Raw genomic sequence first — 15,136 nt, 5'->3', positions numbered from 1 at the left:
AGAAAGACCGGTGCGGAAATTCCGTTACCGGTCTTTTCGTGTTCCTGGACTTTCATGTATCATAGAAGTCTTCTCCATAAATTCGCAACAACTTACATTTCTACAAGATGCGACAGTTTTAAACATGATATGATAGACATAGTTTTTGATAAAGGAGTTCAACCAAGAATGCATTCATTTGAAGATCAAATTAATCACCTATTACAAGAAACGGCAAGAGCCTATACATTATTTAAAGAAGTAGACGATGTGGAACGAATGAACAAAACGAATTTGTTCTCACAAAAATTAATGAACCGGGAATTTACAATTGGTTTTGCAGGTCACTTTTCTGCGGGCAAGTCGAGTATGATCAACGCCTTGACGGGAGAGCAACTCCTTCCATCCAGTCCCATACCAACAAGCGCGAATATCGTTAAAATACATAAAGCAACAAACGATTTTGCCATTGTGTACATGCAAGATCAACAACCAGTTAAATTTTCGGGAGATTATGATTTTGAAACGGTAAAAGAATTTTGTAAGGATGGACATGCAGTTTCGCAAATTGAAATTGGACATGAATCTTCGGTCCTACCTGAAGGAATAACGGTCATGGATACACCAGGAGTTGATTCTACTGACGATGCACACCGTATGTCGACAGAATCATCGTTACACTTGGCAGATATCGTTTTCTATATGATGGACTATAACCACGTACAATCAGAGTTGAACTTTGGGTTTACAAAACAACTTATGAAATATAACGACAATCTCTATTTGATTGTAAATCAGATTGATAAACACCGTGAAAATGAGTTGACGTTTACGCAATTTAAAGAGTCTGTACACGACTCCTTCAAGGCATGGGGCGTAATACCAAAAGATATCTTTTTCACTTCTTTAAAAGATGCCAATCATCCTTACAACGACTTTACCGAAGTTCGGGAAATCGTGATGTACAGCATGAATAATTGGCAAGACCAATTAGTGAAGTCGTCGACCAATACATTAATCAAATTACACGATGAACATCTTGAATATTTAACGGATGAAATAGAAGAGTGCCAGTCAACTTTCGCCAACGTACTATCTGAGGATGAATGGGAAGATAAAGAAGAAATCAGAAAGACGGCCGCACACTATCAAAACCAAGCCAAATTACTTAGTTCTAAAGCGTGGTCAGATAACTTTGAAGCCAATCGAAAAAATTTACTGGATAATGCCACCATGATGCCATACGAGTTACGAGACAAATTAAAGTCGTATTTGGAAGCAAAACAAGAAAACTTTAAGGTTGGCCTATTCTTCAGTGGGAAGAAAACGGAAGAAGAGAGAAATACTCGTGGACAGCTAGTCGAAAAAGAATACGATACGGTCATACAATCTCAAATTGCCGGACATATGCGTTCATTAATGAAACAGTCTTTAAAAGATGTGGGCTTATTGAGTGATGAACAATCACTGGCAATTGATCAGATGGAATTCCATCCACCTATACAAATTATTGATGAACAAATTCAAAAAGGGTCACTGGTTACCGCTGATTCTGTATTGAATTTTGCTAACCGAGTTACAGATGCGACGAAAAAATGGTTCATCCAACAAACCGATGGCTGGAAAAACGTGCACGTAAAAGTTATAGAGGACTTACCGGAAGATGATTTTGGTCAAGCTGATTCTAAATCTCGTGCTTATCAAGAAAAATTATTAGCGATTGAAACGCTGGAACAATTGCATAAACAGCATGTAGGTTTCACAAAAGAATGGGACAACCCTTCAAGAAATACGAATAGTAACTCTGCTGAGTTGGTGAAAAAATGGGTGCAAAATCATGAGTTGGCTGAACAACAAATGGTACCTTTCGATTCTTCCATGATTGTCGAAAAAGACACGGAAGATAATGTTATGGAACATCCGTCTGACAGACCGGAAACTGTAGGTATTGCAGTGAATGATACACTGTCACGTGCGAAATACATTGCCAATCAGATTGAACATATCCAAGGCTTCTCTGAGGTTGCACAGTATCTGCAAACTAAATCTCAGCGTCTTGAGAAACAGGACTTTACCATTGCCTTATTCGGGGCTTTTAGTGCAGGCAAATCGTCGTTCTCAAATGCTTTAATGGGGGCAAATGTGTTGCCAGTTTCCCCAAATCCAACAACTGCCGCAATAAATAAGATTCGTCCCGTCACTGAACATCATCCGCACGAAACAGCTGATGTAAAGCTGAAAACGAAAGATCAATTTTTTGAAGATGTTGCTTCTTCATTCCATGCCATCGGAATCAATGTCGTTTCTTTAGATGAAGCGTACAAAAAGGCGACCGATATAGAAAATATGACTTTAGAAAACGAAGGCTTGCAAGTACACAAAGCATTCATTCGTGCTTTTAAAGAAGGGTATTCTACGTTCAAAGAACAACTTGGTGAAACTTTGCGCGTAAATAGAGATGAATTTGAAGCGTTTGTTGCCCAGGAAAACAAGAGCTGTTTTGTCGATACCATTGATTTCTACTATGATTGTCAGTTAACGAGAATGGGGGTCACTCTGGTGGATACGCCAGGAGCAGACTCTATTAATGCACGACACACAGGCGTGGCATTTGAATACATCCGTAATGCGGACGCTATTCTTTTCATTACGTATTATAATCACGCATTTGCTCGTGCTGATAGAGAATTTTTGATTCAGCTTGGTCGCGTGAAAGATGCCTTTGAATTGGATAAAATGTTCTTTATCGTGAACGCCATTGACTTGGCTGCAAACGAAGAGGAAGCAAATGATGTCAAAAATTATGTGACGAATGAATTGCAACGATTCGGTATACGCTTCCCACGAGTATATGGAGTTTCGAGCCTTCAAGCGCTAAAAGAAAAAGAAGAGTCGGTTCAATTGAATTCAGGAATGGAAGTTTTCGAACAATCTTTCGAACAATTTTTGTCCGAAGATTTAAAAGCTATGGCTGTTCAAGCACTCGCTGAAGAAACGGAGAAAACAGTTGCCCGATTGGCTTCCTTGATTGAACAAACTGAAGTCAATCTATCCAGAAAAGAAGAACGGTTGCAGGAACTACGTCTGTTGGAACAAAAGATCCGTCAACGTTTTACGAGTTCAGCTGCAGGAGTAATCACAAAAAATTCCTATCAGGAACTGGACGAACTGCTTTACTATGTATTGCAAAGAGTCTATTACAGATACCCCGACTTCTTTAAAGAATCGTATAACCCGTCTGTTTTTTCGAACAAATCATCAGTAGAAGCACTTGATTTTGCCTTGAAAGAAACACTTGCCATGTTAAGTTTTGATTTTGAGCAGGAAATGCGTGTAACGAATTTCCGTTTAAATCAATGGATTGGCAAAGCACTGCAACAACGACAAAAAGATGAAATGCATGAACTGAAAGAAAGCAACAACAGTTTTTCATTTATGCCGTATGAAATAGCGGAAGCAAAACTACTTGATTTTGAAGGACCTTTCGAGGATTCAACTAAGTATTCACATGTGAAGTCACATTATAAAAACAATAAATCTTTCTTCGAGAAAAATGAAAAAGAAAAGCTAAGAGATGCATTGCAGGATGCAACAAAACCGGAAGCTGAGAAATATTTAAATACTCAAAATGTCCGCATGAGAGATTGGGCTAGAGGTGTAATTGATTTGGAAGCAGAAGGATTAAGACAACATTTACTCCGTGAGTCACTGCAACAACTTGACTCTGAAAGAGCGGCAATGCAAGAAGGTAGCCGCCTTGAAGAGTGGAAAGCTGTTTACAAGAATTTATCTGAAGGGGAATGAGCTGATGGGTAAAGTTTGGAAGTCTGCAAAAGAACTGAAAGAATCTAATGTTCGATGGATTGATACTCGCTTTTCACTACAAGATCCTAATGCTGGCAAAAAGCTATATGATAAAGGTCATATAGCTGGTGCCATCTATCTTGATCTAGAAAAAGATTTATCCGATATGAATAAGACAAATGGACGTCATCCACTGCCTGACAAAGACAAGTTGAAATATCTTTTTGAATCAAATGGTTTACAGTATACAGATCATGTCGTGATTTATGACCAAGGCGGAATGCCATTTGCACCTCGAGCTTACTGGATGTTTTGTTTCGCAGGTTTCCCACAAGTAACATTGGTGAAGGAAGGCTATGAAGAATTGGTTGAAATGGGTTTAGAAGTGTCAACTGAAACATCGTCATACCCGGCTTCGACATTAATCCTTCAGTGGAATGAAGACATTCTTTCGACTCGCGAGCAAGTAAAAGTAGTATCGGAAACGTCAAATGGTGTTCTTCTGGATGCCCGATCAGCAGAAAGATATGCAGGCATTCATGAGCCGATTGATTCAGTAGCTGGTCATATTCCGACTGCGAGAAATTTGGACTGGGAACTGTTGAAAGAAGATGGTCGTTTTAAAGAAGCAGTCGATGTTTTATCGGAAGTAGAAGCGGTTGTTAAGCAAGATGAAGATATCACGGTGTATTGCGGGAGTGGAGTAACTGCAGCTCCTCTATATGCAATGCTTAAAGAAGCGGGATATCCAAAAGTGAAATTATATGTAGGCAGTTATAGTGACTGGATTACGGCTTATCCAGTGGACAATAAATTGACTTAGCTAAAATAAAAATAATCAACAAAAAAACGAAAAGCAATTTGCTCTTCGTTTTTTGTTTTATGAGAATACTTTATAATTTTTATGTGATACTACTGTTAAAGTTGATGCGGCACCAATTTTTTTTGCGTCTTCTTGAGAAATTTCAACGATGCAAGAATTTTCAAGGATTTTGAAGATAGCTCCTTCAACTTCTACATCACGACGAACGAATGTGATTTTTTCACGAATTCTTCGTGCTTGTACAAATTCAGATACTTCTTTTTCATGTTTTTGGAACGTCATTTGAATTCCCCATTTCTATAACACTGATGTCATGTCGAATACAAACTACTCGAAACAAGTCGAAAGATTCTTATGAAAATTTGTCGTATTATGAAGTTATTATGTATCTATTATAACATAGTTTTCAGTTTTAATCTATCACACCCGATTCATTGGTATACTTATGATACAAAGAAGAGTGGACAACTCTTAAATAAAGGGAGATTTTAATGATAAACACACAATTTAAAGATTTTGGTATTTCAGACGACATAATTCGCGCACTCGAAGGTCTGGGATTTACATCCCCAACAGAAGTGCAATCAAAAGTGATACCTACAGCACTATCAAAGCGGGATGTTTCAGTTAAATCTCAAACAGGAAGTGGTAAAACAGCTGCTTTCGGTATTCCGATTTGTGAGATGGTGGACTGGGATGAAAACAAACCACAAGCTTTAGTATTAACCCCGACACGCGAATTAGCTATGCAAGTTTCGCAAGATATCATGAGTTTTGGTCGTTTTAAGCGTATTAAAGCTACGGCGATTTATGGGAAACAGCCATTCGCTTTTCAACGCACTGAGTTAAAACAAAAATCACATGTTGTTGTGGGAACCCCAGGTCGTGTCATGGATCACATTGAGCGCCATACACTGGATTTAAGCAAAGTTGAAATTCTTGTCATTGACGAAGCGGACGAAATGTTGAGCATGGGCTTTATTGAATTGGTCGAGTCCATAATCAGTCACTTGCCAAAAAAACGATTAACGATGTTGTTCTCGGCAACACTTCCAAAAGACGTGGAAAAACTATGCCATAAATATATGGACAATCCGGTGGACATCGAAATTGAAAAAACAGAAAGTGTAAACCAACAAATAGAGCACTCTGTATATATCGTAAAAGAAGCAGAGAAATTTGCGTTGCTGAAAGATATTACGATGGTAGAAAATCCAGATAGCTGTATCATTTTTTGCCGTACGAAAGATAACGTCGATCAGTTGGTGGACTTACTGGATGATGAAGGCTATACAGTTGATAAAATTCATGGCGGGATGGAACAAAATGAGCGTTTCGATGTAATGAACGATTTCAAACGTGGGGATTTCCGCTATTTAATCGCTACTGATGTTGCTGCTCGAGGAATTGATATTGACCGTATTACGCATGTCATCAATTACGATATGCCTTTGGAAAATGAAAGCTACGTTCATCGTACTGGTCGAACAGGTAGAGCAGGCGAAGTCGGTAAAGCAATTACACTTGTTACACCTTACGAAGATCGTTTCCTTGCATCGGTTGAAAAGTATATTGGTTTTGACATCCCGTTGAAAGATGCTCCTTCAAAAGAACAAGTAGTTAGAGCGAAAGCTGCATTTAAACAAAAAATGAATGAGCAACCTGAAATCAAAGTGGATAAGAAAGAACAATTAAATGAAGATATTACGAAATTGTATTTTAACGGCGGGAAGAAAAAGAAAATCCGTGCTGTGGACTTTGTTGGGACCATTGCAAAACTTGATGGAATGACTGCACAAGACATCGGCATCATTACCATTCAGGATAATGTTTCTTATGTGGAAATATTGAATGGTAAAGGACCGCTCGTATTGAAGCAAATGAGAAACACGACAATCAAAGGAAAACTGTTAAAAGTTCATATCGCTAACAAATAATAAGATAATAATATTATGTAAACTAAAAATAAAACGAAAAGCAGTTGCCAAAAAGGCAGCTGCTTTTTTAATTGTTCTTATTCGGCACCAAAAATCGAACGGATTTTGGCTTTACTGTTATTTCAACAGGCGTTTCTAAATAAATCTCTCCGTCAGTATCCACTTTTTTCGGTTCATCGGTACGAATCACAATATGTTTACCGGTATAATGGGTCACATTCTTCAAATCATCCGGCATTATATCTGGTTGATTTAATGAAAACCATTCACGTATGGCTGCCATAGTTGACGATTGTATGAGCACCACATCCAATTGTCCATCACTAGGATCAATGATGTCGAGAGGGAAGCGATGGGTTCCGATGGATTTTCCATTCATAACGAGTAACATGACAGCTTCTTCATTATACGTAGTGCCATCAATCTCCAAATGAATAGAAAACGGTTCACTTTGACTAAACGTTTGTAAAGCACTCATGAAATAGCTTAGCTTACCGTACTTTTCTTTGAGATTGGGATTAATGTTCTCGGAAGCGTCGGCAATTAATCCAATTCCAGCGAAGTTCATAAATAAGCCATCATTTATTTGTGCTAAATCTACATCTTGAACGACTCCGGTAACAATTGTTTCAGCTGCTTCTTTAAGAAAAGGCGGGATGTCTAATGTACGTGCAAAATCATTGCATGTCCCTCCAGGAAGTAAACCGATGATAGGGAGATTTTCAATCTTTTCTAATACTTGAACAGCTGTATGCAGCGTTCCATCTCCACCCATTATAAATAAAACATCCGCATACGATGCGTCCATGCATGCTTGTTTAAACTCGTCAGGAGATAATGTCTGTACAATGGTCAGTTTGTGACAATGGGTCGCAATAACCGGAACGACAAGTGATAAAGCTTCTTCTTCAGAGTCCTGTCCAGCTTGCCCATTAAATAACAGAACGCCATGATTGAAACGGGACATCTTTTCACCTTCTCTTGAAGTATAATATTGATAAAATCATTTGAAATTACTTTAACATACTTAGTGGGGGTGAAAGAAATTGTCAAACCAAACTTTTGTTTATACCACGTATATCCGAACCAACCCGGAAAGACTTTGGCAAGCACTGACAAACAGTGAAGATACCGAGCGCTATTTCTTTGGTAGTAAACTTCAATCATCTTGGAAATTGGGAGAGTATGTTTCTTTTTTTAGAGCAGAAAAACTGGATGTAACAGGTGAACTTGTGGAAGTCATTCCCTATGAAAAGCTGTCGTATACGTGGTCAGCTCCTGAGAATCCTACTTTACGTAATGAACCCTCAGTCGTTACATTTTCACTAAAAGAGATGGATGATACAGTGAAACTTACGCTCATTCACTCGAATTTAGCGGTAAGTGATATAGTCGATTCATCAGATACTTTTTTGGGGGCTAATAACGGATGGCCGGCAATTATGAGCAATTTGAAAAGTTATTTGGAAACAGGAGAAACACTTAAAGCAATTCAAGCATAAATCCTTTTATTCTCTTTTTATTAGGCGTGATGAACGTTCGCCATAGAATAAACGTTCTGTTATACTCGAAAATATGTAAAATCGTTATCTATAAAAAGATAGCGATTTTTTTCTTGTAAAGGAGTCTAAGAATGCCTACGTTTTTTGAAAGACAAGCGATCAGTCATAATGTTCATTTAAATAAAGTACAACAAAAAGCAGTTTGCCAAACGGAAGGACCACTTCTGTTATTGGCATGTCCAGGTTCCGGTAAGACAACGACGTTGATTATGCGCATAGGATATTTAATTGAAGAGAAAGGTGTAGAACCCCGACGTATTAAAGCCATAACATTCAGTCGAGCTTCTGCCCAAGATATGAAATCACGCTTTGAACAGTTTTTTCCTTCATTAAATCAAGTCGCTTTTTCAACCATTCATAGCTTGGCTTTTTCGATTACATCACGCTTTTTAAAGAGCCAAGGGATTTCATTTACATTAATAGAAGGAACTCCTACCAATAATGCACCGATGAAATCACAAATTCTGAAGGATTTATATAAACAAGCGCTAAAAGAAGATTGTACTGACGATCAGTTGCAAGAGATGATTCAGTTTATCAGTTTCATCAAAAACAAAATGATTCCAGAAGCACGATGGAAAGACGAAGCACTTCCAAATCCGGAAGCCGTAAAAATTGCGATTCAATATGAAGCGATTAAAACACAAAATCCTTCTCATCTTTGGCTGGATTTTGATGATTTGCTCGTAATTGCTTACGAAGCTTTATCTACAGACAGACACATCATGGAAAGTTTCTCGAAATTGTATGATTACGTGTTAACAGATGAAAGCCAAGATACTTCGAGAGTTCAACATGCAATTGTTGAAAAGCTTGTTGAAGGGCATCGGAATTTATGTGTCGTGGCAGATGATGATCAAACGATTTATTCGTGGCGAGCTGCAGACCCTTCATACTTACTTAACTTTAAAGAGACGTATCCAGACGCCAAAATATTGAAGATGGAACAAAACTATCGTTCATCTGCCAATATCGTCTCGGTTGCCAATCAATTCATCAAAAGAAACACTATCAGGTACAAGAAAGAAATGTTTACAAAAAACAGCCCTGTATTGGATATTGAATTGAAACGATTGCATGACGATCAAGCCCAAATGAGATATGTCATATATGGACTGCTTGATTTAAAGGAAACGAGCAGTGCAGCCATTCTTTTCCGGAATAATGCAAGTGCCATTCTTTATATAAGCGAGTTGGAACGAAGAGGCATTCCGTTTTATATGAAAGATGTCGATCAACGATTTTTTTCTCATTGGGTAGTTGACGATATATTGAATTTCATGCGATTAAGTTTTAATTTAGAACGAAAAGATATTTTCCTGAAAATTGCACGGAAATTCAATCTGTATTTATCAAACGACCAAATTCGCAAATTTGAGCGCATTGAAGAAGCAGGAAATGTCTTTCAGCTTCTTTCTAGACACGTCCCGTTAAAGGATTATCAAATTAAATCATTGCAGAGCTATGCAACGATCTATGAGCAAATGAAAGAATCGCGTCCGAAAAGCGTCATTCGTTTAATAAGAGAAAAACTCGGTTATGAACAAGTTTTACAAAACCGTGCAGAGAAATTTGGATTTCGTATTGAAGTGCTTCTCGACATGATCCGTACACTCGAACAAATCGCTGAGCCATTCACGACGATGGAGGCATTTGCCAAGCGATTAAAAGAATTGGATGAGCTTACGCAAAAAGCAAAAAAGATCAAAGATCCAAACGCCGTCACGTTATCCACTTTTCACAGTGCAAAAGGGTTGGAATTCGATCATGTGTACATGATTGATTGTCATAATGGAACGATTCCATCTGACGAAGACCAGCGGGACACCGAAAAGCTTGAGGAAGCGAGACGCTTATTTTACGTGGGAATGACGAGAGCACGACAACATCTGGAATTGTTGACGTATGCAGAGAAGGATGGGAAAGAAAAGGTTGAATCGCGGTTTATTAGTGAAGTAAGAAGCATTCTGCTGAAAAATTCGAAACAAAGTGAAGCTGTGACGAAACAGGTAGACCCCGAGAATCCAAATACCATTCGTGAAATACGAGAAATGACAGTTGGTCTTAAGATTGTTCATAAGAAATTTGGTGAAGGTCATATCGTTCAACTAAAAAGTGATCGAATCATCCTGCAATTTGGGGAAACTCAAAAAGAACTGGTGATTCAAATGATTTTAGACAAAGGTTTGCTTGCAAAGGACAGTGCGGTTCAGAAGGACTTGATTGTAAAGTGAATGTTACAGGAACGTCATGAAGTATTGGTAGTATAGGTAGGAATCTATAGAGGTTGGTGGTTTTTTTGAGTAAGCGTATTAATTTGAGTCAAGGGAAATTGGAAAAATGGGAAGAGGCATTCATCCCAGAAAAAGATGTGTTCTTTCTAAGAGAGCAAGATAAACATTTATTGAAAGAGTTTGGCAAGAATTGTTTACTTTTTTCAAAAGAAGAATTTATGAAGCATCCGACATATACTGCGGTTTCATATGCCAGCTGCTACACGTATTGGACATTGTCGAAAGACATTACTACAGTAGTTGTCTTGCCACATCGTGTCTTTCCTTCTTTGGATCAAAAGGTAAAGACAGCGATATTGAAAATTCAGCAACAGGTAGGAAGAGGACTGGTATTTGAAGCTCGTTATTTCGAAGGGATTTTGAGAGAGCCTGCTAAATCGCTGTTGGCACCATACGAATTTTTTTCGAATAGTCGACAATACACAGCTATTCAGAAAGAAGTATGGAACCAATTGCCGAAGTCGTTAAAATCGGATTTACTGAATCGCATTGCCTTTGATTACGATACTCCAGGAATATTTGATCCGTATGTACCTACGGAAAGTGTCACAAGTACATATGTCAACACGTATCCAAATGAACATGGAGCCAATTGTTTGTCATCCACTTTATTTGCTGCGGCATCGATTCAGGAGGGTTATACGTTAGACTGGATTATTAAGGAATGGGTTCACCCGACCACATTTATTAATGGCCTGACACAACTTGGTTATAAAGAAGTGCCTTTGTCCATGGATGCCATTTTCCAACATGATATCCTCGTGTGGAAAGATGACAAAAATCAAATCATTCATGCAAGTTTCCATATCGATCAAAACTACTTCTTCAATAAAAATGGTCAAGTATTTTTCAACCCATGGAAAACCGTTCACATGAGAGAGTTGGAAGAACAATGGAGTGCCTATAAAATACATGTGTATCGAAAATAAGAGGTTGTCTAAATGTGGAGTTTTCTCTAAACTATATGTATGAAGTTTGAGAGGAAGTGTCCACTTGAAACGATGGACGAAATCAATTGTTATTGATGCACCAATTGAAGATGTGTGGAAGTATTTGGACGGCGACTTGGAAAAGATGCAACAAATCATGCCGAAAGTAGTCAGCAATACGCCCGTCACTGAAACGCAAGAAGTTGTGGGCAGTGTTTATCGCCAAGAATACCGTGAAGGCAATCGTGTAGAAGCCTATGATGTGCACGTTACCGAATACGAAAACACTCCAACTCACAAACATATGAAAGTAGCATTTACGCTTGCGAAATTATTTGAGATTACTGCGAAATATGAAGTCGAAGCATTACCTGATTCTAAAACGAAATTTGTTTATATAACCACAAATAATCCGTTAAAATGGTTCATTAAACTATTCTTGTTATTTGGCAATGACAAAGTAATTGTCGAATTCGTAGAACGTGTAAAACAAGTGGCAGAGAGCAATCGCACATAACAACTTTGAGCGTCGCCCGAAAGCGACGCTTTTTCGTGTGTTTAAAGGAGAATAGATATGGTACAAGCAATTGGAATAGATGTCGGTGGTACTTTAACCAAAATCGCTTACTTTGAAGAAGACCAACAGTTGAATTTGATACACTTTCCTTCCGCAGATTTGCAAAAGGTAAGTGATTGGATTACTACATTTAAAGATGATATTCAAATCGGACTTACCGGTGGCCGTGCTGAACAATTAAAGACTTTTTTGAAATCCCATGAAAATCTACATTATCTGGTGGAATTTGATGCAACAGTTGCTGGTGTCAAATATCAGTTGAAAAAGGACGGCCAAAATTTCGAAGAAGCTGTCATCACCAATATCGGAACTGGTACATCCATTCATTCTCTTAAAGGAGATGCTCATGTACGAATTGCCGGGACTGGAATTGGTGGGGGGACATTACTTGGAATGTCAGCATTAATGACTGGCGTTAATGAGTTCAAACAAATTGTTGAGCTATCTGCCACTGGAAGCCGCGCTGAAGTCGACATGTTGGTAAGTGATATCTATTATGGCAATAAAACGCCTATTGATGGAGGGCTGACTGCAAGCAATTTTGGTGATGCAGGATTAAGGCCGTTCCTTGAACGGTCAAGAGAAGATATTCTAGCGACAGTTCAAGGTCTGGTTGGTGAAGTCATTTCAACTTTAAGTATTCAATGTGCTGATGCTGAAAATGTGGAACATATTGTATATATTGGATCAACTCTGGCAGAAAACGACCCTCTTCAAAAGGTTATTGGTAGCTATACAAGACGAAAAAACAGGACACCAGTGTTTTTGAGTGACAATGGATACAGCGGGGCTATCGGAGCTCTATTGAGCAAATTTGATGGAAAATAATTCTTAATAAAAAACTGATTTTTAGGAAAATACATGAACTTTTCATTTGCATTAACCCAGGTTTCATGTTACATTTATAGAGGATTATTTTTGTTCGGATAAGAGTAAGACTTGTAAGAGATTTTATCTCCACGATTTGAGCAAGGATAGTAACACAATGTGTACTTAGTACACGAGGAGGAAACACACATGGAACAAGGTAAAGTAAAATGGTTTAACTCAGAAAAAGGTTTTGGATTCATCGAACGTGACGGCGGAGACGATGTATTCGTACATTTCAGCGCTATCCAAAGCGAAGGTTTCAAATCTCTTGACGAAGGTCAAGAAGTTACTTTTGAAATCGAGCAAGGACAACGTGGCCTACAAGCTACTAACGTAAACAAAGCTTAATTTTAAGAATAACCTATAAACAGATTCTCTTCGGAGAATCTGTTTTTTTGTGCAAAATTAATGATTAGATGCACTGCAATTTAGCTGAAGGGTTAATATTTCGGAAGCTTTTATTGTATTGCTCACATATAACACAAACCATTAATAAAAAGAGACAAAAGGACTCAAAAGCGTATTACGCTTATGAGTCCTTTTGTTTTATAATGGCTTTTCGTGCTAATTGATCGGCAGTTAGATTAGAGCTGTCCGGCACCCATTTAATAAAGAAGAAATCAAAAGTATCGGCAATTTCAAGTGCCTTATCGAGCAATTCCTTAAACACTGGGTTTTTAGCGTATCGTTTTTCAACGGCAGCAACAACAATCTGTGAATCTGATCTGACGGATATCAATTCTTTTGACAGCTTCTGTGCTTCTTCAAGACCTCGTAATAAGGCAATGAATTCTGTCGTATGATTATCATAAATCCCTATATATTCTGAAAAGCGAAGTTGATGACCTTCGCCTTTGATGAATATACCAATACCGCTCGGACCTGGGTTTCCTGCACTTGCTCCATCAATATACACTTCAAGCATGAAAACAACTCCTTATTTTTCATCCAGCGGTGTCATTCGTTTGGCCATGTAACCAAAAGGCGTTCCGAGTATAGACACCAAGAACTTCAAGACATAAGTTGATACAAATACACTTAACCAAACTTCAGTAGGGTAAACACCTAAGAAAGCAATAGAGGTGAAAATTAGTGTATCCAGTAATTGACTGAGCATAGTCGATCCATTATTGCGAATCCAGAATGCACCGTCAGATGGAAACAGTTTGCGTATGAAACTGAAAATGAGAACATCGGTGTATTGACTGACAAGATAGGCAATCATACTTCCAAGTGCAATACGCGGAATCAATCCGAAAATCGTCGATAGGGATTCCTGTGCAATATCATCAGGGGCTGGCTGGAACTGGATGACGAATTGCATGATGGCAGTCATCATTAATAAAGAAGTGAAACCTAACCATACTGCTTTTTTGGCTTCTTTCTTGCCGTATTTTTCATTTAAAATGTCAGTTACCAAAAAAATGCTTCCATAAATGGCATTGCCGAGTGTAGCGGTCAAGCCAAAAATTTCAATAAGCTTTGTTACTTGTATATTTGCTAAAACAGTGGCGAATCCAACCCAGACAAATAATCCCGTTCTTCCAAAAAATTTATACATGATTAACACGAATATCATATTGACTATTGCAAATCCTAATCCAAGTACTTCATTAAACATAGATATCCTCCTGAAGTTTTGATAACGCGAGAAGGTTACGAACCGCGAAAAAACGTGTTGATTTCCAACTTGACTATTATAATGTCAGTTGCAAGCAAAAGCAATGAGGGTGTAAGATAAAGTAGCACTTTCTTAGTGAATAGAGTGTAAAATTAAGAAGTGTGTGACTTCTATGAAAGGATGAAGCAATTTTGAACAAACTAACAGTAATCAGTGAAATTGACGATTTGCTTGAGACTTATTGCGATGGTTGCTTCATTAAAAGAGAACTCAAGATAAACGGCGGAAAAACATTGGCTCACCGTTTCTGTATAAATAGCTGTACCGTTGGTGACCAATTGCAGTTTCTAGGGCAAGAACTCAATAAAGTAAAAACCAAATAGTCTACCATATAAAACCCACCAATCATCTGATTGGTGGGTCGACTTTATTATGTAATCAATAGAACGTTTGCGGCTTGTGGACCTCGATTGCCATCGATAATTTCGAAGGAGACAACTTGACCTTCATCTAACGTTCGGAATCCATCACCTTGAATTCCAGTAAAATGGACGAACACATCTTCACCATCATTGTATTCAATAAATCCGTAACCTTTTTCATTGTTGAACCATTTTACCTTGCCTTGGTGCATGAACGTTCCTCCTCATACTATTCGAGTGAAATGTCAATTTCCACAACCACAGATTACAAAATATTCCGTGAATGGATGGATATACTATACATGAATTGTCGAAACT

At 38.2% G+C, this 15,136-nt stretch carries 15 protein-coding genes; 10 read left to right on the top strand and 5 right to left on the bottom strand.

Going from position 1 to position 15,136, the window contains the following annotated elements; genetic code table 11:
- Positions 1-168: 168 nt before the first annotated feature.
- Both HMPREF1210_RS04175 and HMPREF1210_RS04170 read left to right on the top strand, forming a co-directional pair.
- Positions 169-3,783 carry a dynamin family protein gene (locus HMPREF1210_RS04175; RefSeq protein ID WP_016427360.1) on the top strand — a complete coding sequence of 1,205 codons (3,615 nt, stop codon included), beginning with the start codon at positions 169-171 and terminating at the stop codon, positions 3,781-3,783.
- 4 nt (positions 3,784-3,787) lie between these two features.
- Positions 3,788-4,606: a sulfurtransferase gene (locus HMPREF1210_RS04170; RefSeq protein ID WP_016427359.1), complete on the top strand. Its 819-nt coding sequence runs from the start codon at positions 3,788-3,790 to the stop codon at positions 4,604-4,606.
- A 57-nt stretch (positions 4,607-4,663) separates the two neighbouring features.
- On the opposite strand, the gene HMPREF1210_RS04165 is transcribed toward HMPREF1210_RS04170, so the two are convergent.
- Positions 4,664-4,888, bottom strand: coding sequence for a DUF2187 family protein (locus HMPREF1210_RS04165; protein ID WP_016427358.1), 225 nt, complete (start codon positions 4,886-4,888; stop codon positions 4,664-4,666).
- Between the two features lie 209 nt (positions 4,889-5,097).
- Between HMPREF1210_RS04165 and HMPREF1210_RS04160 the strand changes: the two genes are divergently transcribed.
- On the top strand, positions 5,098-6,543 hold the full coding sequence (locus HMPREF1210_RS04160) for a DEAD/DEAH box helicase (RefSeq protein ID WP_016427357.1): 1,446 nt from the start codon (positions 5,098-5,100) through the stop codon (positions 6,541-6,543).
- 67 nt (positions 6,544-6,610) lie between these two features.
- Here the strand turns inward: HMPREF1210_RS04160 and HMPREF1210_RS04155 are convergent, their stop codons facing one another.
- Positions 6,611-7,510, bottom strand: coding sequence for a diacylglycerol kinase family protein (locus HMPREF1210_RS04155; RefSeq protein ID WP_016427356.1), 900 nt, complete (start codon positions 7,508-7,510; stop codon positions 6,611-6,613).
- Between the two features lie 79 nt (positions 7,511-7,589).
- Here HMPREF1210_RS04155 and HMPREF1210_RS04150 point away from each other — a divergent pair, with 79 nt between their 5' ends.
- The 6 genes from HMPREF1210_RS04150 (at position 7,590) to HMPREF1210_RS04125 (ending at position 13,123) form a co-directional block, all read left to right on the top strand.
- Positions 7,590-8,045, top strand: a complete 456-nt coding sequence (locus HMPREF1210_RS04150; protein ID WP_016427355.1) for an SRPBCC family protein — start codon at positions 7,590-7,592, stop codon at positions 8,043-8,045.
- A gap of 131 nt (positions 8,046-8,176) precedes the next feature.
- The gene (locus tag HMPREF1210_RS04145; protein WP_016427354.1) at positions 8,177-10,339 is read left to right on the top strand and encodes an ATP-dependent helicase; all 2,163 of its coding nucleotides are present in this window, start codon (positions 8,177-8,179) and stop codon (positions 10,337-10,339) included.
- A 65-nt stretch (positions 10,340-10,404) separates the two neighbouring features.
- Complete coding sequence (locus tag HMPREF1210_RS04140) at positions 10,405-11,328, top strand: hypothetical protein (protein WP_016427353.1); 924 nt, start codon at positions 10,405-10,407, stop codon at positions 11,326-11,328.
- A gap of 64 nt (positions 11,329-11,392) precedes the next feature.
- The gene (locus HMPREF1210_RS04135; RefSeq protein ID WP_016427352.1) at positions 11,393-11,845 is read left to right on the top strand and encodes an SRPBCC family protein; all 453 of its coding nucleotides are present in this window, start codon (positions 11,393-11,395) and stop codon (positions 11,843-11,845) included.
- Positions 11,846-11,902: 57 nt separating this feature from the next.
- The gene (gene coaW / locus HMPREF1210_RS04130; RefSeq protein ID WP_016427351.1) at positions 11,903-12,733 is read left to right on the top strand and encodes a type II pantothenate kinase; all 831 of its coding nucleotides are present in this window, start codon (positions 11,903-11,905) and stop codon (positions 12,731-12,733) included.
- A gap of 189 nt (positions 12,734-12,922) precedes the next feature.
- Positions 12,923-13,123, top strand: a complete 201-nt coding sequence (locus HMPREF1210_RS04125; RefSeq protein WP_016427350.1) for a cold-shock protein — start codon at positions 12,923-12,925, stop codon at positions 13,121-13,123.
- Positions 13,124-13,304: 181 nt separating this feature from the next.
- Here HMPREF1210_RS04125 and HMPREF1210_RS04120 read toward each other — a convergent pair whose 3' ends face one another.
- Together HMPREF1210_RS04120 and HMPREF1210_RS04115 are read right to left on the bottom strand one after the other, a co-directional pair.
- Positions 13,305-13,700 carry a reverse transcriptase-like protein gene (locus HMPREF1210_RS04120; protein WP_016427349.1) on the bottom strand — a complete coding sequence of 132 codons (396 nt, stop codon included), beginning with the start codon at positions 13,698-13,700 and terminating at the stop codon, positions 13,305-13,307.
- Positions 13,701-13,712: 12 nt separating this feature from the next.
- A complete protein-coding gene (locus HMPREF1210_RS04115; RefSeq protein ID WP_016427348.1) occupies positions 13,713-14,396 on the bottom strand; it encodes a queuosine precursor transporter in 684 nt (227 codons plus the stop codon).
- Between the two features lie 191 nt (positions 14,397-14,587).
- Between HMPREF1210_RS04115 and HMPREF1210_RS04110 the strand changes: the two genes are divergently transcribed.
- Positions 14,588-14,779: a zinc-finger domain-containing protein gene (locus HMPREF1210_RS04110; protein ID WP_036659365.1), complete on the top strand. Its 192-nt coding sequence runs from the start codon at positions 14,588-14,590 to the stop codon at positions 14,777-14,779.
- 47 nt (positions 14,780-14,826) lie between these two features.
- Here HMPREF1210_RS04110 and HMPREF1210_RS04105 read toward each other — a convergent pair whose 3' ends face one another.
- Positions 14,827-15,030 carry a cold-shock protein gene (locus tag HMPREF1210_RS04105; protein ID WP_016427347.1) on the bottom strand — a complete coding sequence of 68 codons (204 nt, stop codon included), beginning with the start codon at positions 15,028-15,030 and terminating at the stop codon, positions 14,827-14,829.
- Positions 15,031-15,136 lie beyond the last annotated feature (106 nt).

It is taken from the genome of Paenisporosarcina sp. HGH0030 (assembly GCF_000411295.1).
Lineage (GTDB): Bacteria > Bacillota > Bacilli > Bacillales_A > Planococcaceae > Paenisporosarcina.
Note: the sequence above shows the minus strand (reverse complement) of the source record. Positions and strands in the feature narration are given on the sequence as shown.

Bases quoted from the DNA above. Each gene is read 5' to 3' on its own strand.
- HMPREF1210_RS04155 (WP_016427356.1), bottom strand. From the start codon at position 7,510: ATGTCCCGTTTCAATCATGGCGTTCTGTTATTTAATGGGCAAGCTGGA.
- HMPREF1210_RS04145 (WP_016427354.1), top strand. From the start codon at position 8,177: ATGCCTACGTTTTTTGAAAGACAAGCGATCAGTCATAATGTTCATTTA.
- HMPREF1210_RS04175 (WP_016427360.1), top strand. From the start codon at position 169: ATGCATTCATTTGAAGATCAAATTAATCACCTATTACAAGAAACGGCA.
- HMPREF1210_RS04165 (WP_016427358.1), bottom strand. From the start codon at position 4,888: ATGACGTTCCAAAAACATGAAAAAGAAGTATCTGAATTTGTACAAGCA.
- HMPREF1210_RS04170 (WP_016427359.1), top strand. From the start codon at position 3,788: ATGGGTAAAGTTTGGAAGTCTGCAAAAGAACTGAAAGAATCTAATGTT.
- HMPREF1210_RS04105 (WP_016427347.1), bottom strand. From the start codon at position 15,030: ATGCACCAAGGCAAGGTAAAATGGTTCAACAATGAAAAAGGTTACGGA.
- coaW (WP_016427351.1), top strand. From the start codon at position 11,903: ATGGTACAAGCAATTGGAATAGATGTCGGTGGTACTTTAACCAAAATC.
- HMPREF1210_RS04115 (WP_016427348.1), bottom strand. From the start codon at position 14,396: ATGTTTAATGAAGTACTTGGATTAGGATTTGCAATAGTCAATATGATA.
- HMPREF1210_RS04160 (WP_016427357.1), top strand. From the start codon at position 5,098: ATGATAAACACACAATTTAAAGATTTTGGTATTTCAGACGACATAATT.
- HMPREF1210_RS04120 (WP_016427349.1), bottom strand. From the start codon at position 13,700: ATGCTTGAAGTGTATATTGATGGAGCAAGTGCAGGAAACCCAGGTCCG.
- HMPREF1210_RS04125 (WP_016427350.1), top strand. From the start codon at position 12,923: ATGGAACAAGGTAAAGTAAAATGGTTTAACTCAGAAAAAGGTTTTGGA.